The 21655-nt window shown below is 73.2% G+C and carries 18 protein-coding genes and 1 pseudogene; 11 read left to right on the top strand and 8 right to left on the bottom strand.

What is annotated here, in order from left to right:
• Window positions 1-38 precede the first annotated feature (38 nt).
• The 3 genes from ACLQ2W_RS10635 to nudC are packed head-to-tail and all read left to right on the top strand — an operon-like array spanning window position 39 to window position 3624.
• Window positions 39-1349 carry a M16 family metallopeptidase gene (locus tag ACLQ2W_RS10635; RefSeq protein WP_405091095.1) on the top strand — a complete coding sequence of 437 codons (1311 nt, stop codon included), beginning with the start codon at window positions 39-41 and terminating at the stop codon, window positions 1347-1349.
• Window positions 1346-2680 (top strand): M16 family metallopeptidase, encoded by a 1335-nt coding sequence (locus ACLQ2W_RS10630; protein ID WP_425786251.1) that lies wholly within the window; start codon window positions 1346-1348, stop codon window positions 2678-2680. Before ACLQ2W_RS10635 ends, ACLQ2W_RS10630 begins: the two co-directional genes overlap by 4 nt.
• Window positions 2677-3624 carry an NAD(+) diphosphatase gene (gene nudC, locus ACLQ2W_RS10625; RefSeq protein ID WP_425786250.1) on the top strand — a complete coding sequence of 316 codons (948 nt, stop codon included), beginning with the start codon at window positions 2677-2679 and terminating at the stop codon, window positions 3622-3624. Before ACLQ2W_RS10630 ends, nudC begins: the two co-directional genes overlap by 4 nt.
• A 242-nt stretch (window positions 3625-3866) precedes the next feature.
• Here the strand turns inward: nudC and ACLQ2W_RS10620 are convergent, their stop codons facing one another.
• The 3 genes from ACLQ2W_RS10620 to ACLQ2W_RS10610 form a co-directional block, all read right to left on the bottom strand.
• The gene (locus ACLQ2W_RS10620; RefSeq protein WP_425786249.1) at window positions 3867-4136 is read right to left on the bottom strand and encodes a hypothetical protein; all 270 of its coding nucleotides are present in this window, start codon (window positions 4134-4136) and stop codon (window positions 3867-3869) included.
• A gap of 196 nt (window positions 4137-4332) precedes the next feature.
• Window positions 4333-4560 carry a DUF397 domain-containing protein gene (locus ACLQ2W_RS10615; RefSeq protein WP_107162043.1) on the bottom strand — a complete coding sequence of 76 codons (228 nt, stop codon included), beginning with the start codon at window positions 4558-4560 and terminating at the stop codon, window positions 4333-4335.
• Between the two features lie 62 nt (window positions 4561-4622).
• Entirely contained in the window at window positions 4623-5594 is a 972-nt protein-coding gene (locus ACLQ2W_RS10610) for a helix-turn-helix domain-containing protein (protein ID WP_425786248.1), read from the bottom strand.
• Window positions 5595-5796: 202 nt separating this feature from the next.
• On the opposite strand from ACLQ2W_RS10610, the gene ACLQ2W_RS10605 reads away from it, so the two are divergent.
• Window positions 5797-7065 carry an MFS transporter gene (locus tag ACLQ2W_RS10605; RefSeq protein ID WP_425786247.1) on the top strand — a complete coding sequence of 423 codons (1269 nt, stop codon included), beginning with the start codon at window positions 5797-5799 and terminating at the stop codon, window positions 7063-7065.
• 61 nt (window positions 7066-7126) lie between these two features.
• Here ACLQ2W_RS10605 and ACLQ2W_RS10600 read toward each other — a convergent pair whose 3' ends face one another.
• Complete coding sequence (locus tag ACLQ2W_RS10600; RefSeq protein ID WP_281937819.1) at window positions 7127-7369, bottom strand: mycoredoxin; 243 nt, start codon at window positions 7367-7369, stop codon at window positions 7127-7129.
• Between the two features lie 91 nt (window positions 7370-7460).
• Here ACLQ2W_RS10600 and ACLQ2W_RS10595 point away from each other — a divergent pair.
• The 3 genes and pseudogenes from ACLQ2W_RS10595 to ACLQ2W_RS10585 all read left to right on the top strand — a co-directional run bounded on the left by ACLQ2W_RS10595 (window position 7461) and on the right by ACLQ2W_RS10585 (window position 10497).
• A pseudogene (locus tag ACLQ2W_RS10595) lies at window positions 7461-9624 on the top strand (ATP-dependent DNA helicase UvrD2).
• A 124-nt stretch (window positions 9625-9748) separates the two neighbouring features.
• Complete coding sequence (locus ACLQ2W_RS10590) at window positions 9749-10003, top strand: hypothetical protein (RefSeq protein ID WP_107162032.1); 255 nt, start codon at window positions 9749-9751, stop codon at window positions 10001-10003.
• Between the two features lie 128 nt (window positions 10004-10131).
• Window positions 10132-10497 carry a WhiB family transcriptional regulator gene (locus ACLQ2W_RS10585; RefSeq protein ID WP_396856701.1) on the top strand — a complete coding sequence of 122 codons (366 nt, stop codon included), beginning with the start codon at window positions 10132-10134 and terminating at the stop codon, window positions 10495-10497.
• A gap of 307 nt (window positions 10498-10804) precedes the next feature.
• Here the strand turns inward: ACLQ2W_RS10585 and ACLQ2W_RS10580 are convergent, their stop codons facing one another.
• From ACLQ2W_RS10580 to ACLQ2W_RS10570, 3 genes are all read right to left on the bottom strand, one after another.
• Window positions 10805-12151, bottom strand: a complete 1347-nt coding sequence (locus tag ACLQ2W_RS10580) for an ABC1 kinase family protein (RefSeq protein WP_107162028.1) — start codon at window positions 12149-12151, stop codon at window positions 10805-10807.
• A 10-nt stretch (window positions 12152-12161) separates the two neighbouring features.
• Window positions 12162-13274, bottom strand: a complete 1113-nt coding sequence (locus ACLQ2W_RS10575) for a TOMM precursor leader peptide-binding protein (protein WP_425786246.1) — start codon at window positions 13272-13274, stop codon at window positions 12162-12164.
• Window positions 13275-13453: 179 nt separating this feature from the next.
• The gene (locus ACLQ2W_RS10570; RefSeq protein ID WP_396856698.1) at window positions 13454-13621 is read right to left on the bottom strand and encodes a DUF5679 domain-containing protein; all 168 of its coding nucleotides are present in this window, start codon (window positions 13619-13621) and stop codon (window positions 13454-13456) included.
• Between the two features lie 475 nt (window positions 13622-14096).
• On the opposite strand from ACLQ2W_RS10570, the gene ACLQ2W_RS10565 reads away from it, so the two are divergent.
• Together ACLQ2W_RS10565 and ACLQ2W_RS10560 are read left to right on the top strand one after the other, a co-directional pair.
• Window positions 14097-14618: a M48 metallopeptidase family protein gene (locus tag ACLQ2W_RS10565; protein WP_107162024.1), complete on the top strand. Its 522-nt coding sequence runs from the start codon at window positions 14097-14099 to the stop codon at window positions 14616-14618.
• 183 nt (window positions 14619-14801) lie between these two features.
• Window positions 14802-15404 carry a hypothetical protein gene (locus ACLQ2W_RS10560; RefSeq protein WP_425786245.1) on the top strand — a complete coding sequence of 201 codons (603 nt, stop codon included), beginning with the start codon at window positions 14802-14804 and terminating at the stop codon, window positions 15402-15404.
• A gap of 582 nt (window positions 15405-15986) precedes the next feature.
• On the opposite strand, the gene ACLQ2W_RS10555 is transcribed toward ACLQ2W_RS10560, so the two are convergent.
• Window positions 15987-17189: a zinc-dependent metalloprotease gene (locus tag ACLQ2W_RS10555; RefSeq protein WP_405094327.1), complete on the bottom strand. Its 1203-nt coding sequence runs from the start codon at window positions 17187-17189 to the stop codon at window positions 15987-15989.
• Between the two features lie 184 nt (window positions 17190-17373).
• On the opposite strand from ACLQ2W_RS10555, the gene ACLQ2W_RS10550 reads away from it, so the two are divergent.
• Both ACLQ2W_RS10550 and ACLQ2W_RS10545 read left to right on the top strand, forming a co-directional pair.
• Window positions 17374-18387, top strand: coding sequence for a YlbL family protein (locus ACLQ2W_RS10550; protein WP_405091086.1), 1014 nt, complete (start codon window positions 17374-17376; stop codon window positions 18385-18387).
• A 127-nt stretch (window positions 18388-18514) separates the two neighbouring features.
• On the top strand, window positions 18515-21496 hold the full coding sequence (locus ACLQ2W_RS10545; RefSeq protein ID WP_425786244.1) for a UPF0182 family protein: 2982 nt from the start codon (window positions 18515-18517) through the stop codon (window positions 21494-21496).
• The last annotated feature ends 159 nt before the right edge of the window (window positions 21497-21655 follow it).

Genomic DNA, 21655 nt, shown 5'->3' with positions numbered 1-21655 from the left:
GCCGGTGTGGCCGGTACGGAGGCGCTAGTGTCGATCTCGTGCCGACCAGGAGAGCGAAGATCCCAGCGACGAAATACCCGGTCGAGCGGTTCGCCCTCGACAACGGCCTGCGGGTGGTGCTCACCCCGGACCGCAGCGCCCCGGTGATCGGGGTGGCGGTGGTCTACGACGTCGGCATCCGCTCCGAGCCGCAGGGGCGCACCGGCTTCGCCCACCTCTTCGAGCACCTCATGTTCCAGGGCTCGGAGAACCTGGAGAAACTCGCGCACTTCCGGCACGTGCAGGGCGCCGGCGGCACGTTCAACGGCTCCACCCACTTCGACTACACCGACTACTTCGAGACGCTGCCGAGCAACGCGCTGGAGCGGGCGCTCTTCCTGGAGGCGGACCGCATGCGCGGCCCCCGGCTCACCGAGGAGAACCTGCGCAACCAGGTCGACGTGGTCAAGGAGGAGATCCGGGTCAACGTGCTCAACCGGCCGTACGGCGGGTTCCCCTGGCTGACGCTGCCGCCGGTGATGTTCGACACGTTCCCGAACGCGCACGACGGCTACGGCTCCTTCGACGACCTGGAGTCCGCGACGGTGGCCGACGCCGCCGACTTCTTCCGGCACTACTACGCCAGCGGCAACGCGGTGCTGGCGGTCAGCGGCGACATCGACGTGGCCGAGGCGACCGCGCTGATCGAGCGGCACTTCGGCGACGTGCCGGCCCGCCCCGCGCCGGAGCGGCCCGACTTCGCCGAGCCGGACCTGACCACCGAGCGGCGCAGCACGTACACCGACGCGCTGGCCCCGCTGCCGGCGGTGGCGAGCGCCTGGCGGGTGCCCGACCCGATCACCGACTTCGCCGGCTACCTGCCCTTCGTGGTGCTCGCCGAGGTGCTCACCGACGGCGACGCGTCCCGGCTGGTCGAGCGGCTGGTGCAGCGCGACCGCACGGTCACCGGCCTGGGCGGCTACCTCAGCTTCATGGGCGACCCGTTCGACGTGCGCGACCCCACCGCGCTGCTGCTCGAGGCCCACCTGCCGCCCGGTGGCGACGTGGACAAGGTGCTGCGCACGATCGACGAGGAGCTGGACCGGCTGGCCACCGACGGGCTGACCGACGGGGAGCTGGCGCGTACCCAGGCCCGGATGGCCACCCACCTGCTGCGCGAAACCGACGCGGTGCTCGGCCGCGCGCTGCGGATGGCCGTGCTGGAGCAGCAACGCGGCGAACCGGGGCTGCTCAACGAACTGCCCCGACTGGTCGGCGCGGTCACCGAGGAGCAGGTCCGCGCCGCCGCCGCCACGCTGCGGCCCGAGCGTCGCGCATCCGTCGAGGTCGTGGCCGGAGGTGCCAAATGACCACCACCACCGTCCGTCAGCTGCCGGCGCTCGGCCCGAACCGGCGGCTCACCGTGCCGAAGCAGGCGGAACGCACGCTCGGCAACGGCCTCACCGTGATCGCGGTACGCCGGCCCGCCGTACCCCTGGTCGAGCTGCGGCTGTGGATGCCGTTCGGGCGGGCCCACCTGGCCCGTGGCGCGATGCTGGCGCAGACCGTGCTGGCCGGCACCGAGGCGCACAGCGCCACCGAGATCGCCGCCGAGCTCCAGAAGGTCGGCGGCGGCCTCTCCGCCGGCGTCGACCCGGACCGGCTGATGCTCTCCGGCGCCGGCCTGGTGACCGGGCTGGACCGGATGCTGGAGCTGCTCGCCGAGGTGCTCACCGGCGCCAGCTACCCGGCCGACTGGGTGGCCACCGAGCGGGACCGTCTCGTCGACCGGATCCAGGTCGCCCAGAGCCAGCCGTCCCACCTGGCCCGGACCGCGCTGCTCACCCGCGTCTACGGCCGCCACCCGTACGCGACGCAGACGCCCGAGCCCGACCAGGTCCGGGCGGTCCGCCCGGCCGCGCTGCGTCGACTGCACGCCGAGCGGGTGCACCCGGCCGGGGCGGTGCTGGTGCTGGTCGGCGACGTGCAGCCGGCGCGGGCGCTGGACGCGGCCGAGGCGGCGCTCGCCGGCTGGCGGGGCGACGGTCACGTCGCCGAGCTGCCGCCCGCGCCGCCGCTGGAGCCCGGCCCGCTGCTGCTCGTCGACCGGCCCGGCTCGGTGCAGTCCTCGCTGCGCCTCGCGCTGCCGGCGGTGCCCCGCACCCACCCCGACCACGCCGCGTTGCAGTTGGCCAACCTGCTCTTCGGCGGCTACTTCTCGTCGCGCTGGGTGGAGAACATCCGGGAGGACAAGGGCTACACGTACGGGCCGCACTCCGTGGTCGAGCACTCGGTGGCCGGGTCGGTGCTGGTCGCCGGCGCCGAGGTGGCCACCGAGGTGACCGCGCCCGCGCTGCTGGAGACCAGCTACGAGCTGGGCCGGCTGGCCACCGTGCCGCCGAAGCCGGACGAGCTGGAGCAGGCCCGCCAGTACGCGCTCGGCACGCTCCAGCTCGGCATGTCCACCCAGGCCGGCCTCGCGTCGCTGACCAGCGCGTACGCCGGCAGCGGGCTGCGGCTGGACTTCCTCGCCGAGCACGCCGCCCGGCTGGCCGCCGCGACCGTGGACGACGTCGCCGAGGTGGCGGCCCGGTACCTCGCCCCGGCGAAGGCGGTCACCGTGGTGCTCGGCGACGCGGCCCGGGTGGCCGACTCGCTCGCCGCGCTCGTCCCCGTGCGCACGGAGGGTGAATCCCCGTGACCGGCGAGCCGGCGCCGCCGCTGGCCCGGTCCACGGTGGACCGCGCCGCGCACCGGCGTACCGACCCGGCCTGGCTGGCCGAGGCGTGGGAGCAGGCCCGGGTGCTGGTGCTGGACTCGACCGACGAGGGCCGCGCACTGGTCCGGGGCGAGGCGGCCCCGCCGGAGCTGGTCCTGGTCGGCGCCGGTGAGCTGCCCGAGGTGCCCCGCTCGGTGCCGATGTTCCTCGGCGTGGAGCCGGACGGGGTGCCGGTGTTCGCGGTGGACAGCACGCTGCCCGCGCTGCCCGGCACCCGCCGGGCGCACCTGCGTGAGGTCGGCCACCTGATGACCGACCGGGACGCGGGCCTGTTCACCACCGCGTTGGCGCTGCTCAACTGGCACCTGCGGCACGGCTACTCGGCGTCCACCGGGCAGCCGACGCAGGTCGACGAGGCCGGCTGGTCCCGGGTCGACCCGGCTGGCCACCGGACCTGGCCGCGTACCGACCCGGCCATGATCGTGCTGGTGCACGACGGGGTGGACGGCCCGGAGGGCCGCTGTCTGCTGGGCAACAACGCGGCCTGGCCGAGCACCCCGGGCCGGCGCCGCTACTCCTGCCTGGCCGGTTACGTCGAGCCCGGCGAGTCGGCCGAGGCCGCCGTGCTGCGCGAGGTCCACGAGGAGGTCGGCGTCGCGGTCGGGGAGATCGCGTACGTGTCCAGCCAGGCCTGGCCGTTCCCCGGCTCACTGATGCTCGGCTTCCTGGCCCGGGCCGACGCCGACGAGCCGATCCGGGTCGACCCGACCGAGATCGCGCACGCGCGGTGGTTCAGCCGCCGGGAGATCGGCGCCGCGCTTGCCGGCGAGTCGGTCCGGGCGGACGGCGGGGACCGCCTGCTGCTGCCCCCACCGTCGTCGATCGCGTTGTTCCTGGTGCACCGCTGGCTCGACGGCCACTGCTGACCGGGGCGGCCGGGCGCGGACGCGGTCCCCGCCGCGGCGAGCCGCCAACCCCGAGCCGGTGCGTTGAGAAGGGGCCCCGCCTATGCCGTAGGCGTTAAGCGGGGGCCCCTCCTTACGCGGTCCCGGCCCGGGACCGTCGTTGCCGCGGCGGTCCGGGGCCGGGAACACGGGCCGTCGTGGCCGGGTGAGGCGTGGAGCACGGCGGGGGAGCCGGTCCGGCCACGACGGACGTCAGTGGCGGATCATGCGCCGACCCATCGGTAGGGGCGGCCTGGGGTGGGCTCCTCGATGGGCAGCACCTTGACCCGGTGCCGGCCGGCACGGACCGCCCCGACGGCGGACAGGGCGCGGGCGAGCAGGAGGGCGGCGTCCCGGTTCTCGGCGTGCACGACCTGACGACGTGGTTCCGGCGCACGGGTCTCGTCCCGCAGCCGTCCCCCGCCGGCCCAGGCGGCGGCGAGGTCGGCGTCGCCGGCGCTACGGATCTCGGTGCGGACGATCAGGAACCGCATGGTGTCCCCCGGAAGTGGACGGATACGCGGTGGAACTTCCACGTCACTCAAGCGACATCGTACGCCGGCAGGTCGTCCCAGCAAGTGAAACGAGGCGGCTCGACCGTTCGGGGGAGGGCAGGTCAGGACGGTTGTCCGGGGTGGACGTGCGAGGGGCCGCCGGCGTGACGCCGACGGCCCCCGGGCCCTCGCCGGATCAGTTCAGGTCGAACTGGCCGTTCTTCGCGCCGGCGATGAAGCCGAGCCAGCCGGCCCGGTTGAACAGCAGCACCGGCCCGCTCGGGTCCTTGCTGTCCCGCAACGCCATGGTCGCCGGCCCGGTGCCGAGCGGCGCGACCTCCACGCAGTTCGAGGTCTGGCTGCGGGTGCTCTTGCGCCAGGCGGCGCCGGCGAGGGAGGTCGTGCTGGTGTGGATCTGGTTCATGGTGTCCTGCTCCTGGTGAGGTGCTCCGATGGGGACGAGCGACGCCGACGTCGGCGCGGGGATCACCGTTCCGACGTGAGGCGCCCCGAGTCACGGCGGCGCTGGGTCGGCGCCGTTGCCGGCCCGTACGCCGCCGTGGACTCGACTGCCGTGCCGGTCGGCCGTCCGGTCGCCTCGGTCAGCCAGGAGAGGGTGTCCGATGCGGAGAGTGCCGACTTGCATAGCCACTCGAACACCACTTTATAGCGATTTAGGGTGTTCACCTCGGTCGACATGACGTCGGTGAACCCACTTTCGATGGCCAGCGTCTCCGGATCGAGCGGGTCGGCGAACCGGTAGAGCGAGAACGCGGTCGGCGGGACGTACCAGTCGCCGACCCGGGTGTCCCGGAGCAGCAGGCGCAGCTCCACGTTCGGCATGTCGGCCAGCTCGCACAGGTGGACGAGCTGGTCCCGCAGCACGTCCGGCGGGCCGGCGCGCCGGTCCAGCGCGGCCTCCTCCAGCACGGCGGTGTACCGCGGCACGTGGACCAGCAGCGACTGGCGGGCCTGCCGGGCGCCCACCTCGGCCTCCGGATTCTCCGACTCCGGATCGCCCGCCTCCTCGGCCACCCGGGCCGCGGACCGGATCCGGTGCCGGGCGTAGCCGGGGGTCTGCAACAGCCCCGGCACCAGCACCGGGTTGTACTCGGAGATCTCCGCGCAGCCCGCCTCCAGCTCGGCGAAGGCGCGCTGCTGCTGGGTCATCACCGGGAAGTTGCGCAGCCAGCCGCGCATGTCGCCGGCCTCGTGGGCGATCCCGGTCAGCTCCGCGCGCAGCCCGGCGGCGACGCCGTAGAGCGTGAGCAGCGCGTCCACGTCGTCCGGGTCGGGCCGGCTGCGGCCGTTCTCCAGGCGGGACAGTTTGGAGGCGGAGGCCCAGCCGATCCCCTCGATGACCTGGTCACCGGTGAGACCGGCCTGTTCGCGGAGCCGGCGCAGCTCGATGCCGAGGCGGCGACGGCGTAGAAACGGGCCTGGTACGGCAGGAGGCACGGCGTCCTCTTTTCCGTCGACCGTCGCGAGACGCGACGGTAACTGTATGGAATTCGCCCCCCACGGTCAGTATGGACGGCGCGACCGGTGTCGGCAGGTCCGGCGAGGGCGTGTCACGAGAGACAAAAAGAGGACTGTGGAGAGCGCCTTCGCCGGCGCCCGCCCCGACGCGCCCACGGGCGCACCTGCCGGAGGGAAACCGATGCGCACCGTCCTGCGCCGCCCCGACTTCCGCCTGCTCTTCGCCGCGATGGTGGCGAGCCTGGCGGCGGAGTCGATCCTGCTGCTCGCGCTCGCCGTCTGGGTGAAGGACCTGACCGGCTCGGACAGCATGGCCGGAGCCACCATCTTCGCCGTGATCGCGCCGATGGCGCTCGCCCCGCTGGTCGGCTGGGTGATCGACCGCTACCGCCGCCGGCCCTTCTTCATCGCCGCCAACCTGCTCGCCGCCGTACTCCTCGGCCCGCTGCTCACCGTGCGGGACCGCGGGGACGTCTGGGTGATCTACCTGGTCGCGGCGCTCTACGGCCTCTCCTCGATCACGCTGACCGCCGTGCTCAACGGGCTGATCCGGCACCTGGTGCCGGCCGACCTGCTGGCCGACGCGAACGGGGCCCTGCAGACCGTCCGGCAGGGGCTGCGGCTGGTCGGGCCGCTCGCCGGGGCCGGCATCTACGCCGCCGTCGGGGGCTGGCTGCTGGTGCTCCTGGCCATGGCCGGGTTCCTGGTCGCCGCCGCCGTGGTCGGGCTGCTCCGGGCGGAGGAGAGCACACCGACCGGGCCCGGGAGCCGCTGGCCGGCCGGACTGGGCGCCGGGCTGCGTCACCTGGCCCGGGAGGCGGCGCTGCGCCGGGCCCTGGTCGGCTACGGCGTCGCCTCGCTGGTGATGGGCTTCACCGAGTCGCTGATCTTCGCGTACGTCGACCTGGGCCTGCACCGCGACGCCGCGTTCGTCGGTGTGCTGTTCATGGTGCAGGGGATGGGCGGTCTGGTCGGCGGGCTGCTCTCCGCCGCCGTGGTCCGTCGGCTCGGTGAGCTGGGCGCGCTGGCCACCGGCGTGACGTTCTTCGGCCCGGCCGCGCTGGCGCTGGCGTACCCCCGGCTCTGGCTCGGGGTGGCGGCGCTGCTGCTGGCCGGCGTCTCGCTGCCGCTGACCATGGTGGGGTTGTACACGCTGGTCCAACGACGGACCCCGCCGGCGCTGCTGGGCCGGGTCACCGCCGCGTCCCGGGCGCTGGTCAGCGGGCCGCAGGCGGTCTCCATCGGCACCGGCGCGCTGCTCGTCGGCGTCTTCGACTACCGGCTGCTGTTCGTGCTGGTCGGAACCGTCACCACGGGCGGCGGACTCTACCTCTGGCGGGGTCGTCGCCTCACCCCGCCGGGGACGGCCGGCCCGGCCCGCGTCCCGACGCCCCGCCGGCCGCTCGACGACGAGCTGCTCGCCGCCAGCCGCCGGCGCCGGACGCCGTGACCGGCGCCGGTCGGCCGCACCCGGAATCCGGGTGCGGCCGACCGGGGCGGGTGCGGGCAGGTCAGCCGGGCAGCGCGGCGAGGTGCTGCTTGACCTGGTTGATCGAGGGGTTGGTCAGGGCGCTGCCGTCGGCGAAGCGCAGCGTCGGCACGGTCTGGTTGCCGCCGTTGACGCCCATCACGAACTCCGCGGCCGTCGGGTTCTGCTCGATGTCGACCACCTCGTACGCGATGCCCTCCCGGTCGAGCTGCGACTTCAGCCGGTGGCAGTAGCCGCACCACGTGGTGGAATACATCGTCAACATGGTCTGGTCCTCCAAGAGTGGGCCCGCGCCCGGTCCGATCAGGCCAGGCTAACCGCTGCAACGTCGGACGGGGCTGGGATGATTCCCTGTCGTGGGGGTTCACTCAGCGGCGGAACGGGTGCTGGCCGGGCTCGATCCGGAGCAACGGTCGGCGGTGACCGCCCCGGCCGGCCCGGTCTGCATCCTGGCCGGCGCCGGCACCGGCAAGACCCGGGCGGTGACGTCGCGGATCGCCTACCGCGCGCTGTCCGGCGACATCGCCGCCCGGCACGTGCTGGCGGTCACGTTCACCGCCCGCGCGGCGGCCGAGATGCGCAGCCGTCTCACGGTGATCGGGGTGGGCGGTGTCCAGGCGCGCACGTTCCACGCCGCGGCGCTGCGCCAGGTCCGCTACTTCGCCCCCCGGCTGCTGGCCGGGCGGGCCATGCCGGAGCTGCTGGACAGCAAGGTGCGGGTGGTCACGCTGGCCGCCGCCAAGCTGGGCCTGCGCACCGACCGGGCCGCCGCGCGGGACCTCGCCGCCGAGATCGAGTGGGCCAAGTCCTCCCTGGTCGAGCCGGACGAATACGTGGTCGCGGCGGCCAAGGCGCGACGCGAGACGCCGTACGAGCCGGCGCGGGTGGCGGAGGTGTTCGTCGCGTACGAGCGGCTCAAGCGCGGCAACGGGGTGATCGACTTCGAGGACATGCTGCGCGCCGCGGTCTGGGGGATCGAGGAGCACCCGGACGTGGCCGAGCAGGTGCGCAGCCAGTACCGCCACTTCGTGGTCGACGAGTACCAGGACGTCAACCCGCTCCAGCAGCGGCTGCTGGACGTCTGGCTCGGCGGGCGCGACGACCTTACCGTGGTCGGCGACGCCAGCCAGACGATCTACTCGTTCACCGGCGCGACCTCGTCGTACCTGGTCGACTTCCCCCGCCACCACCGAGGCGCGACGGTGGTGCGGCTGGTCCGCGACTACCGCTCCACCCCGCAGGTGGTGGGCCTGGCCAACGCGGTGATCTCGCAGGCCCGGGGCGCCGAGGCGCGGCTGCGGCTGGAGCTGCACGGCCAGCGCCGGCCCGGCCCCGAGCCGGAACTGCGGATCTTCACCGACGAGCCGGCCGAGGCCGCCGCCGTCGCGGCCCGCTGCCGGGCGCTGGTGGCCGGCGGCACCCCGGCCCGCGAGATCGCGGTGCTGTTCCGCACCAACGCGCAGTCCGAGGCGTACGAGAAGGCGCTCTCCGAGGCCGAGGTGCCGTACGTGCTCCAGGGCGCGGAGCGGTTCTTCGAGCGGCCCGAGGTGCGCCAGGCGATGATCGCGCTGCGCGCCGCCACCCGGTCCATCCCCGGGGAGACGCCGCTGCCGGCCGCCGTGGTGGAGGGGCTCGCCGCGGTCGGCTGGGCACCCGACGCGCCGCCGGCCGGCGGCGCCGCCCGCGAGCGCTGGGAGGCGCTCGCCGCGCTGCTCCAGCTCGCCGAGGAGTACGCGGCCACGCCCGAGGTGCTGCCGATCGGGGAGGCCGCCACGGTCGAACGTCAGGTGACGCTGGCCGGCTTCACCGAGGAGTTGGCCCGGCGGGCCGCCCAGCAGCACGTGCCCACCGTGGACGGCGTGACGCTGGCCTCGCTGCACTCGGCGAAGGGCCTGGAGTGGGACGCGGTGTTCCTGGTCGGGCTGGCCGAGGGCACGCTGCCCACCACGTACGCGAAGACGCCCGAGCAGGTCGAGGAGGAGCGGCGGCTGCTCTACGTGGGCATCACCCGGGCCCGGGAGTGGCTCTGGCTGTCGTACGCGGCGGCGCGCTCGCCCGGCGGCCGGGCCCGGCGGCCGTCCCGCTTCCTGCCACAGCTCGACCGCTCGGGCGGCGGTGAGCGGGCCGGCGCCGGCAGCCCGGCCCGGCGGGCCGAGCGGCGACGACCGCAGGTGGTCTCCTGCCGGATCTGCGGCGCCACGCTGCTCGCCGGCGCGGACCGCAAGCTGGGCCGCTGCCCCACCTGCCCGTCGGACCTGGACGAGGAGCTGTACGAGCGGCTGCGCGACTGGCGGCAGCGGGTGGCCGGCGCGCAGCGGGTGCCGGCCTACGTGGTCTTCACCGACGCCACGCTCACCGCGCTGGCGGAGCGGAAGCCGGGACGCACCGAGGAGCTGGTCGCGATCGCCGGCATCGGGCCCCGGAAGGTGGGGCTCTACGGCGACCCGGTGCTGGCCCTGGTGGCCGGCGCCACGGTGGACGACGTTCTGCCCGCAGAAAACTTTGGAAATCAGTCCGTAAATCGTTTGCCCTCCCCCGAGGGCGAGGAATAGCCTCAGGACACACCACGCGAGCGGCGCCGTTCTGGCTGCTCACGGGGGATGAGTCCATGGTCGGCACGAGGAAAGTCAGGGAGGTGGCACCAATGGAGATTTACACCTACGAGCGTCCGGCGGCGATGCCAGCTGCCTGCGCTCCGCTGTCGGCTGTCCGGGTGGCCCTTGCCGCTCGACCGTCGGCTCCGCAGGTGCACCAGGCCCAGGTTCAGGCCGAGCTGAACCTGACCGTTGCACCGTTGCGCGGAGTCGAGGGGACCAGTGGCTTCACGGGCATGGGCATCGATGGCGGCAAGAAGCGCACCGATGTCCGCGGCGTTCCACCTCGAGGTAGACCGGTCTGATCCATCAGACCACCGGCTCACCTCGAGGCCGCGGAACCCGCTACCGGGATCCGCGGCCTCAGTTTTTTGCCCCGCCGAAGTACCGAATGCGATCCACGAGATCGAAGTGAGAGAGAGGTGACCGGAGGATGAGTCTGGCGTTGGCCCCACTCGACGTGAGCGTCGAGATGGAGGCGAACCTGCCCTGCCGGAAGTTCGACCCCGACCTGTGGTTCTCCGACTCGCCCGCCGAGCTCGAGCTGGCCAAGTCGCTCTGCGGGGACTGCCCGCTGCGCGTCGAGTGCCTGGCCGGGGCGGTGGAGCGGGCCGAGCCCTGGGGCGTCTGGGGCGGCGAGATCTTCGAGCGTGGCGCGGTCGTCCCGCGCAAGCGGCCCCGTGGCCGTCCGCGTAAGGAGGACCTCGCCCGCGACGCCCAGCTCCGGGTCGAGGCGGAGGCGCGACTGGCGGCCAGCGGGCTGTCCGAGTCGCGTAGCGCCGTCCGGCTGGCAGCCTGACACACCGACGTTCCGAAGCCGACCGACGCCGGTGTCCCTCCACCGGCCGAACGAGAGAGAGAAACCAGTGCTGCACCTGCCGAACGGAACCGAGATGCAACTACTCCACGAAGCGTTGTCCAGGGCTCGAATGCGCCGGCCTCAGGCCGGTCGCACCACCACGAGCACTGAGGCAACCCGTTCCGCCCGTACCGTCGCCATGCGGAGTCGCAGCCAGTCGGCACGCGACCTGGGCGTTCTCTAGAGCGAACAACTGAGGAAGGGGCGGTGACCCGATGGTCACCGCCCCTTCGACGTACCCGTGTCGTCAGGCCACCGCCGCGAAGCCGGGCAGCCAGCGTTCCAGGATGGCCCGGTAGGACGCCTTCGCCTCCAACTGGCAGAGCACCCCGATCGACCCCAGCGTCACCCGATGGATCATCAGGTACGACGGCGGCAGGTTGAGCTGCCGGCTGAGCTGGTACGCGGGGGAGCGGGGGCTGGCCAGCCGGCCCGCCTCTCCCCGCAGCCAGGCCCGGGTGAAGCGGAACTCGTCGGCGGCGATCGGCTCCAGCATCGGGCGGAGGAAGTCGAGCACCCCCTGGGCGTCGATCGGCTCGGTCCGGCTGACGAAGCCCTCGTCGCGCAGCCCGTCCACCACCCCGGCGGCGTCCCCGCGCAGCGCCAGCGCGGCGATCCGGCCGATCGGCTCGGGCGTGCCCTCCGGCATCCGGGCCACCGCGCCGAAGTCGATCACACCGAGGCGGCCGTCGGGCAGCAACCGGAAGTTGCCCGGGTGCGGGTCGGCGTGCAGCAGCCCGGCCCGCTCCGGCGCGGAGAGGTGCAGCTCGGCCATCAGCCGCCCGGCCTCGTTCCGCTGCTCCTCGGTGCCCTCCCGGATGATGGTGGACAGCGGGATGCCCTCCACCCACTCGGTGATCAGCACCCGGGGCGCGGCGTCGAGCACCTCCGGGATGAAGATGTCCGGGTCGTCCGCGTACGCGGCGGCGAAGGCCCGCTGCGACTCGGCCTCCAGCTCGTAGTCCAGCTCCTCGGTGATCCGCTCGCGCAGCTCGGCCAGGAGCGGTTTGACGTCCAGGCCCGGCTGGATGGCCCGGAACATGCCGCCCAGCCGGGAGAGCTGCTTGAGGTCGGCGAGCAGGGCCTCGCCGGCGCCCGGGTACTGGATCTTCACGGCCACGTCCCGGTGCAGCGGGCCGCCGTCCGGCCCGTAACCCGGGTCGCGCCAGACCGCCCGGTGCACCTGGCCGATGCTGGCCGCGGCGGCCGGGGTGTCGTCGAAGGAGACGAACCGGTCCCGCCAGTCCGGCCCGAGCTGCTCGGCCAGCACCTTGTGCACGGTCGCCGCGGGCAGCGGCGGGGCGGCCTCCTGGAGCTTGGTGAGCGCCTGCCGGTAGGGCGCGGCGACCTCCTCGGGCAGCGCCGCCTCGAAGACCGACAGGGCCTGACCGAACTTCATCGCACCGCCCTTGAGCTGCCCGAGGACGCTGAACAACTGCTCGGCGGTGCGCTGCTGGATCTCGGCGGAGATGACGTCGGACGCGAGGCCGGTCACCCGCTTGCCCATCCCGAGGACGGTTCGACCGGCGAATCCGAGCGGCAGGGCGGCGAGTTTGGCGGTGCGGGACACGGCGCGGCGCGGGATGTCGGTCACCCGGCCATTGTTACCGACGGGAGGGGCTCGCTGCTGCCGTGCGCCCGGGAGCGGGTAGGGCCGACCGGATCGGGCGACGCCCGCAGCAGCCGCAGGAGGGGTGCGGGGGCCACCGGCGGTGCCGGAGACGACCGGCCCGGTGCACCTCCACCGCCGCGCCGAGCGTCTCCGGGGTGCCGCCGTCGAGCTGGGCCAGCGCCTCGGCCGCCGCGAACGCCACCGCGGCGAGCCGGGTGGTGGCCGCGCAGCCCGGCTCGCCCCGGTCGGTCGCGAGCTGGGCGGCGAGCGCCGGCCAGTCCGGATCGCGGTCGGCGCGGTGCAGGTCGAGGCAGCGCAGGCAGGGACCGGCGGGCGGGCGGACCAGCGGCCCGACCACGGGTACCCCGCCGCGCAGGTCGAGCAGGAGGTGGGGTTGTCGTCGGTGGGCGTACCCGATGGCGAGCGCCTCGGCCGGCCGGCCGACGCCGAGCTGCACCACCAGGTCGGGGCGGCCGGACCGCAGCGGCCCGGTGGCCGTGCCCGGCGCACACCGGCCCAGCGCCGCGCCCACCGCCGCGGCCAGCGGTCGACCCAGCTCCGCGCCGGTCAGGCCGGTCCCGACCAGGTCACCGGCGCGGACCGGGCCGGACAGCTCGGGTACGACGTGCCCCACCCCGGCCTGGGCCAGCGCCACGGCGACCGCGGCGCCGAGCCGGCCCGCACCGGTCACGAGCACCCGGGCGGCCCGGCGGCGGCGCAGCAGCCGTGCCGGCGTGCCGGGCAGGTCGCGCGCGGCCAGGGCCAGGGCGTCCGCCTCCGCGGTCAACCGGGCCCGGACCGGCCCGGTGAGGTCGCGGGGGAGCAGCGTCTGCGCTGGTACGACCAGGCCGGCGTCCCGGAGCGCGTCGAGCAGGGCACGCGCCTCGCCCGCCGGCACCCGGGCGGCGGTGGCGGCGGCCAGGACGGCACGTTCGCTACGGGTGCCGTCGAGCAGGTCGAGCAGGTGGGTGGTGCCGGGGGTGGACACCTCGACCAGCACCGCCGGGCCGGGCTCCATGCCCAGCTGGAGCGTGCGCCGGTCGCGCCACAGCCTGGTCAGGCCGGGCAGCAGCGTGGGGCGGGGAAGCGGAGTTGGATGCGTCACGCCACGAATGGTGACCGTGTCCGTGCGCTCAGTCGCTCGTTTTCCACAGGCTCACCATGCCGTAGCCAGCGTTGTCCACAGGAGCGCGCCGGTTTTCCACAACTCGCCGGTAGTGATGTCGGATACGCGACGGGGGAGGGGCGGCCGTGGCCACCCCTCCCCCGGACGACCCGAACGGGTCAGACCTTCGCCTTGCCCAGGATGCGGTTCACTGTTGTGCCGCACACCGGGCACTTGCCCTTGGCCATGTTCATGCCGGTCTTCGAGACCTCCACGTGCCCCTCGAAGTCCCGCTTCTCCTTGCACTTGACGCAGTAACCGTTGTAGGTCTGGGCCTGCTCGGCCACGGTAGCCTCCTCGTCTCGTCCGCCGGAGGTGTCCCGGCGGGTTATCCCTGCGACGGGCCACACGTGGACCGGCGCCGGGCGTTCTCCGTGATCAGTCTCCTGATCACTGGTTGGCGGACCCTACCCAGGTCTGGGTGGTTCCATGTCAGCTGTACGCCGACTCTGTGAGCAAGTCGACGACGAGAGTGTGCACGTCGAGTAACGTCTGATAAGTGAGTTTCGGGGGGACACGCCGGGTAAATGCGCTCAGATCCCCTTCGGGTGGCCCCGCCGCCACCGGCCCGTCGTAGATCACCTAACGTGAGCGACGGCCGGCGGGTGATGGTTACCTACCGTCGCAAAGAAATTTTTCAGGACTCCTGACAACCAATCGCCATTTTCCGGGCGCGTGTCGTCTTGTTTACTCTTGCGGAGCCCTGGTCAGTACGCATTAGCTTTCCCTCGTGACAGTCAACCGAGGCTGCGCGGCCCGGTAATGGCCGGGACGCGGAAGCCCGTCGTCGAGGTGCGGCGCAGCCAGCGCCGGCGACGCACGGTGTCCGCGTACCGGGACGGGGAGCGCGTCGTCGTGCTCATCCCCGACCAGTTCTCCCGGGCCGAGGAGAGCGAGTGGGTCGACCGGATGCTGGCCCGGCTGGCCGCCCGGGAGGGCCGGTTCGCCCGCTCGGACGCCGAACTGCTCGCCCGGGCCACCCGCCTGATCGGCCTCTACCTGCCGGAGCACGGGTCGGCCGCGGAGCCGGCGAGCGTCCGCTGGGTGACCAACCAGAACGGCCGCTGGGGTTCCTGCACCCCGGCCGACCGCACCATCCGGATCTCCCACCGGATCCAGGACATGCCCGACTGGGTGATCGACTACGTCCTGCTGCACGAGCTGACGCACCTGATCGTGCCCAGCCACAACGCCCAGTTCTGGGCCCTGGTCGCCCGCTATCCCCGCGCCGAACGGGCCCGCGGCTACCTGGAGGGCGTCGCCGCCACCGCCGGCCTCCCCTGACCCGCCCCTCCGCCCTGCCCAGTCGCCCGTCGCCCTGCCCGCCGTCCGCCCCCGCCCCGCCCGCCCCGCCCCAGCGCCCGGCGTCCCAGGCGGGCCGCGCGGCGGTGTTGGGCGTGGTGGGGATGTGCCGCCCTGCGGAGGTGGCGAGGGGCGGGATGGTGGGCGCGGGGTTAGGGTCGGCGAATGGTCCGACGTGTGGTGGTGGCGTTGCTCGGCCCGGTGACCTGGGTGCCGCCGGGAATCGAGCCGGCCCGGTGGCGGACCGCCCTCGCCGAGGACGTGGTGGACCTGCTGGCCACGCTGAACGAGGTGGAGACCGCGGTGGCGGTCACTCCGGCGGACCGCTGGCTGGCCGACGCGGTGGTCTGGCCCGGCACCTCCGTGCACGAGGTGCCCGAGCCCACCCCGAACGCCGTCTTCGCGGCGCTCACCGGCTACGACCAGGCTGCCGTGGTCGCCGCCGACGCGCCCGACGTGCCCGGTCTCACCCTCGGCAAGCTGCTCCGGCCGCTGTCCAGCCGGCCGCTGGCCGTGGCCCCGGCGGAGGGGAACGGGCCGGGCCTGCTCGGGGTGGCCGCGCGCCTGCCCGTACCGAAGTGGGTGCCCGTGCTGGACCTCGACACGGCCGTGCCGGGCGAGGTTCGGGCCGCCGCGCCCCGGCCCGGCGACGTGGCGGTGACCGCCGGCTGGCGACGCCTGCGCGGCCCGGCCGACCTCGGCGCCCTGGATCCGGCGTTCGAGGGATGGGACGCGACCCGGGCGTTGCTCTCCGGCCACCCGAGCTGACCGCCCGCTCCGGCCCGCCTGCCCGCTTGCCCCCTCGGCTCGCCTACTCGGCCCGCCTGCTCCGGGCCGCCCTGCTCTGGACCTCGCCAGCCGGCCTCGCTTGGTGGCTGGGCCGGGTCGGGGCCTTGGGCGTCGTCCGCACGTGCCTGAGCGGCCGGAGCATCCCTTCTCCGCGCTTACCACCTTGAGGGCGTGGACGGGTCAAGCGTGGTGGCGAGGGTGCGTCGCGGTCCGGCCGGCTCGCGGATCGACAGCGACTTCCGCGACCGCTGCCGCGGTGAGTCGGTTACGCCATCAGGTCCGTAGGCACCCGGGTACCTTCCTCGACCGGCAGCGGTCGAGGTCGTCGACGGGACGCGTCCGGTCACCCGTCCGCGACGGCTGCGCCGCGCACTCCCGACGGTGCGCGGTGGCGGTGCGCGGGTGAGGCGTGGCGGACGGCGCACGGTGGGCCGCGTCGGGCGGTGCGCGGTGAGGCGCGTCGGGCGGTGCGCAGTGAGGCGCGCCGGAGCGCGGCGGTGACCCGCAGGACGGGCAGGGGTCCGCACGGATGTCCGTGCGGACCCCGGTCGACGTGTGGCGTCAGGACCTGCCGTCGTCCTCGCCCGGAGTCGGCTCCTCGGGCGCGCCCGGCGCGGAGAAGTCGAAGTTGGCCAGTTCCTCGTCGAGGTCGCTGCCGGTCGCCGCGAACGCCTCCGGGGCGGCGAAGTCGTCGTCCGAGGGCAGCAGGTCGGGGTGGCCCCAGATCGCGTCCCGGCCGGCGATGCCGCGCTGCTCGGTCAGCGCCGCCCAGAGCACGGTCGCCTCGCGCAGCCGACGCGGTCGCAGTTCGAGGCCGACCAGGGCGGCGAACGTCTGCTCGGCGGGGCCACCGGCGGCGCGCCGGCGGCGGAACGCCTCGCCGAGGCGTACGACGTTGGGCAGGCGGTCACCGGCCGCGCTGTCCACCACGTGGCACACCCAGCCCTCGACCAGGGCGAGGACGGTCTCCAGTCGGGCCAGGGAGGCCTTCTGCGCCGGGGTGTCCTCGGGGGTGAAGATGCCTTCCAGGGCGATCGCCTGCATCGACTCCGGGTCGGTCGGGTCGACCCGGCCCATCGCCTCCTCGATCGCCTCCCGGTTGACCCGGATGCCGGCGGCGTAGTTCTCCACCGCCGTCAGCACGTGCCCGCGCAACCACGGCACGTGCTGGAAGAGGCGCTGGTGGGCGGCCTCGCGCAGGGCCACGTAGAGGCGTACCTCGTCCTCCGGCAGTTCCAGGCCCTCGCCGTACGCCTTGATGTTGGCGGGGATGAGCGCGGCGGCGCCGGCGGGGCCCAGCGGCAGGCCGATGTCGCCGGCGGAGAGCACCTCGGCGGCGAGCGAGCCGAGGGCCTGGCCGAGCTGGCCGCCGAAGAGCGCGCCGCCCAGCGTGGCGACCATCGACTGCATCGGGCCGAGCTGGGCGCGGGCCTCCGGCGGCACCAGGTCGCCCATCGCGCCGACCATCCGGCTGGCCACCGGGTCGCAGAGCTTGCGCCACACGTCGAGCGTCTTGAAGATCCACTCGTTGCGGTTCCAGGCGACCGACGAACGGATGCCGGAGGGCCACGAGGTGGCCGGCTCCAGCCAGAGGTCGGCGATGCGGAGCGCATCCTCCACCGCGTTGCGTTCGAACGGCGAGACCGCCGGGTCGCCGGTGGCGGCGAGCTGGCTCGCGGCGACCTGTCGGGCGAGGTCCCAGTTGACCGGCCCGCTGCCCGGCGCGGACAGCAGGTGCTGCAACTGCGACATGAACTGCTGCATCTGCGCGGGATCGTTGGGGTCTGGTGGTTGCCCACCCGGGAGCGCGAAGCCGAACGGAATATCAGGCACGACGTCTACGGTACGCGGGCCCCGCCGCAGGTCGGGCCCGTCGGCGTTGCGCTGAGGGCGAAGTCCGCCGGTCACCGCGCCGGACGGTGGGGGACGGATCGGTACGCTCTGGCGCATGAGACGTCGCGGCGTGACCGTCCTGCTCGGTGCCCTGCTCACCGCCCTGCTCAGCGTCGGCGTGCTGAGCGTGCCCCTGCCGTACGTGGTGCTCGGCCCCGGCCCGACCGTCAACACGCTCGGCAGTGAGAACGGCAAGGAGATCATCCAGGTTTCCGGCCGCGCGACGTCCACCTCCGCCGGGCAGCTCCGGCTCACCACGGTCGGTGTGCAGCCCACGGTCCGGCTGCGGTCGGCGCTGGCCGGCTGGTTCTCCTCCGACGAGGCGGTGGTGCCCCGCGAGCTGGTCTATCCGCCGGGGGAGTCGCAGGAGGAGGTCGAGAAGCGCAACGCGGAGGACTTCCAGAATTCGCAGACCAGCGCCGAGACGGCGGCCCTGCGCGAGCTGGGCTACCCGATCAAGGTGCTGGTCAAGACCGTCACGCCGGGTGGGCCGTCGACGGACGTGCTCCGCGCGGACGACGTGCTCACCTCGGTCGACGGGGCGCCGGTGACCAGCGCGGCCAAGCTCACCGAGCTGATCCGGGCCAAGCCGGCCGGCACCGCGCTGAAGATCGGCTACACCCGGGGCGGTACGCCGGGCACCGCCACGGTGACCAGCCGCGAGCAGGACGGCCGGCCGCGCATCGGAGTCGAGATCGACCAGCAGCAGCCGCACCCGTTCACCCTGAAGATCGACCTCGGGGACATCGGCGGGCCGAGCGCCGGCCTGATGTTCACGCTGGGCATCATCGACAAGCTGGAGCCGGCCGACCTGACCGGCGGGAAGATCGTCGCCGGCACCGGGACCATCGACGACGAGGGCCGCGTCGGCCCGATCGGTGGCATCGCGCAGAAGCTGGTCGGCGCCAAGGACGCCGGGGCGAAGGTCTTCCTGGTCCCGGCGGACAACTGCGCCGAGGCGGTCCGTAACCCGCAACCGGATCTGCCGTTGCTCAGGGTGGCGACGCTCGACGACGCGCTCAAGGCGCTGGAGACGCTGCGTGCCGGGGGGCAACCGACACGCTGCTGAGCAGGACCGGTCACCGGCCCGGGGGCGATCGTGACGTGACCTTGACCCGACGTGTTCAGGAACACCCCGTACTCTTGGGTGCCTGGTCGGAGCCGATCACATCAAACGTGCGGAGCCAATAGTGGTCATGCGTAGCAGTCCCCTGCCGAGGATGAGCCGACGCGGACGCGTCACCATCGGGGTCCTGGTCGGGGTGTTCGTGTTGTTCACCCTGCTCGGGTGGGGGGTCAACGCCTGGACCGACTGGCTCTGGTTCGACGAGGTCCGGTACACCCAGGTCTTCACCGGCGTGCTCGCCACCCGGCTGCTGCTGTTCCTGGTGGTCGGCGTGGGGATGGCGGTGATCATCGCCGGTAACCTCTGGCTGGCGTACCGGCTGCGGCCCCGGATGCGTCCGCACTCGGCCGAGCAGGCCACGCTGGAGCGCTACCGGATGCTGCTGAGCCCCCGGCTCGGCACCTGGATCGCGCTGGTCTCCGCCGTCGTCGGGCTCTTCGCCGGGCTTTCCGCGCAGACCCGGTGGGCCCAGTGGCTGCTGTTCCGCAACGGCGGCGACTTCGGCGTCAAGGACCCGGAGTTCGGCGTCGACGTCGGCTTCTACGTGTTCCAGCTCCCGTTCTGGCGTTACGTGCTCGGCGTCGGCTTCACCGCGGTGGTGCTGGCCCTGCTCGGCGCGCTGGCCGTGCACTACGTCTTCGGCGGGGTCCGCCTCCAGGGCGTCGGGGACCGGATGACCAACTCCGCCCGCGCCCACCTGAGCACGCTGGTCGCCGTCTTCGTCCTGCTCAAGGCCGTCGCGTACGTGCTGGACCGGCGCGCCATGCTGCTGGAGTACAACGAGGGCGCGAAGCTCTACGGCGCCGGCTACGCCGACGTGAACGCGCTGCTCCCGGCGAAGGAGATCCTCGCCTGGATCTCCGTCCTGGTGGCCGTCGCGATCATCGTGTTCTCCAACGCGGTGATGCGGAACCTGGTCTGGCCCGGCATCTCGCTGGCCCTGCTCGGCGTCTCCGCGGTGGCGATCGGCGGCATCTACCCGTGGGCGGTGCAGACGTTCGAGGTGAAGCCGAGCGCCCGGGACAAGGAGGCGCCGTACATCGAACGCAGCATCAAGGCGACCCGGTCCGCGTTCAGCCTCGACGGCACGAAGACCACACCGTACGCGGCCAGCAACCTCGTGCCACCCGCCAGCCTGTCCACGGACACCTCGGTGGTGTCGAACATCCGGTTGCTCGACCCGCAGCTCGTCTCCGAGACCTACACGCAGCTCCAGCAGGTGCGTGGCTTCTACGACTTCGGCTCGAAGCTGGACATCGACAGGTACGCGGTCAAGGACAAGACCTCCGACTACGTGGTCGGCGTCCGGGAGATCAACTACGGCGAGCTGACCGACCAGCAGAGCAACTGGATCAACCGGCACACCGTCTACACCCACGGGTACGGCCTGGTGGCCGCGCCGGCGAACCAGGTGGTCTGCGGCGGGCAGCCGTACTTCGTCTCCGGCTTCCTCGGCGAGAAGGCGCAGGAGGCGTGTTCCTCGCCGACCGAGGAGATCCCGGCCCAGCAGCCGCGGATCTACTACGGCGAGCGGATGGAGCCCGACGACTACGCGATCGTCGGGCAGAACGGCGACCGCAACGTCGAGTTCGACCGGCCCACCCAGACCGGCGGCGAGCAGTACTACACCTACAGCGGCGAGGGCGGCGTCAAGATCGGCTCGTTCCCCCGGCGGCTGCTCTACGCGATCAAGGAGCAGGAGTCGAACTTCCTGCTGTCCGAGGCGGTCAACGAGAACTCGAAGCTGCTCTACGTGCGCAACCCGCGCGACCGGGTGGAGAAGGTCGCGCCGTTCCTCACGCTCGACGGTGACCCGTACCCGGCCGTGGTCAACGGCCGCGTGCTGTGGATCATCGACGGCTACACCACGGCGGCGACCTACCCGTACGCCGAGCGGGTCAACCTCCAGTCGGAGACCGCCGACGAGCTGACCGGCCGGGGCACGTTCCAGCTCGCCCGGGAGAACGTCAACTACATCCGCAACTCGGTGAAGGCGACCGTCGACGCGTACGACGGCACGGTCAAGCTCTACTCGTACGACGACACCGACCCGGTGCTGAAGGCGTGGAACAAGGCGTTCGGCGGCGACGTCGTGCTGCCCAAGGGCGACATCCCGGCGGAGCTGGCCGAGCACTTCCGCTACCCGGCCGACCTGTTCAAAGTGCAGCGCAACCTGCTCACCAAGTTCCACGTGACCGACCCGGGCGACTTCTACTCCGGCCAGGACTTCTGGCAGGTGCCGAACGTGCCGGACGCGCCGGACAGCGGGCAGAAGCAGCCGCCCTACTACCTGTTCACGCAGTTCCCCGGGCAGGACGGGCCACGGTTCCAGTTGACCTCGGCGGTCACCCCGAACGGGCGGCAGAACCTGGCCGCGCTGGTCTCCGGCTCGTACGTGGACGGGCAGCCGCGCCTGGAGGTGCTGGAGTTGCCGGACCAGACCCGGATCTCCGGGCCGACCCAGGTCCACCAACAGATGACCAACAACGGCGACATCCGTCAGCAGCTCAACCTGCTCTCCTCCAACCAGGCCCAGGTGCAGTACGGCAACCTGCTGTCGTTGCCGTTCGCCGACGGGATGCTCTACGTCGAGCCGGTCTACGTGAAGAGCAGCAGCCAGGACGCGTACCCGCTGTTGCAGAAGGTGCTGCTCTCGTACGGTGACGGCGGCTCGTACGTGGTGCTCGCCAACAACCTGAGCGACGGCATCAAACAGTTGGTCGAGCAGGGTAAGCGGGCCGGCTCGGGCACCCCGCCGCCGAGCGACGACGGCAACACCCCGCCACCGGCCGGCGGCACCAACACCCCGCCGCCGCTCACCGGCGAGCTGGCCGACGCGGCCGGCAAGGTGCAGACCGCCATCGCCGAGGTCAAGGCCGCGCAGACGTCAGGTGACTTCGAGCGGTACGGGCGGGCGTTGAAGGCGCTGGACGAGGCGATGACCGCGTTCCAGCAGGCCCAGGCGGCGGCGAACAGATCCGGCAACCCGGCGCCCTCGGGCAGCGCCTCGCCGTCGGCACCGGCCTCGGCCTCGCCGTCGCCGAGCGGCTGACCTCGCGCGACGACACTCCGGGCCCGTGGCCCGGTGGCCCCGACGGTCACCGGAACCCGGGCCCGGGTCGTGTCGGGCACCCGTTTTGCGCCTCGTCGGGGCGGTGCGCTAGGGTTAACGAGCCGACGCGGGGTGGAGCAGCTCGGTAGCTCGCTGGGC

The sequence above is a fragment of the Micromonospora sp. DT227 genome, assembly GCF_049841835.1.
Taxonomy (GTDB): domain Bacteria; phylum Actinomycetota; class Actinomycetes; order Mycobacteriales; family Micromonosporaceae; genus Micromonospora.
The sequence above is the reverse complement of the archived record's forward strand: the minus strand, read 5'-3'. Positions and strand labels throughout refer to the sequence as shown.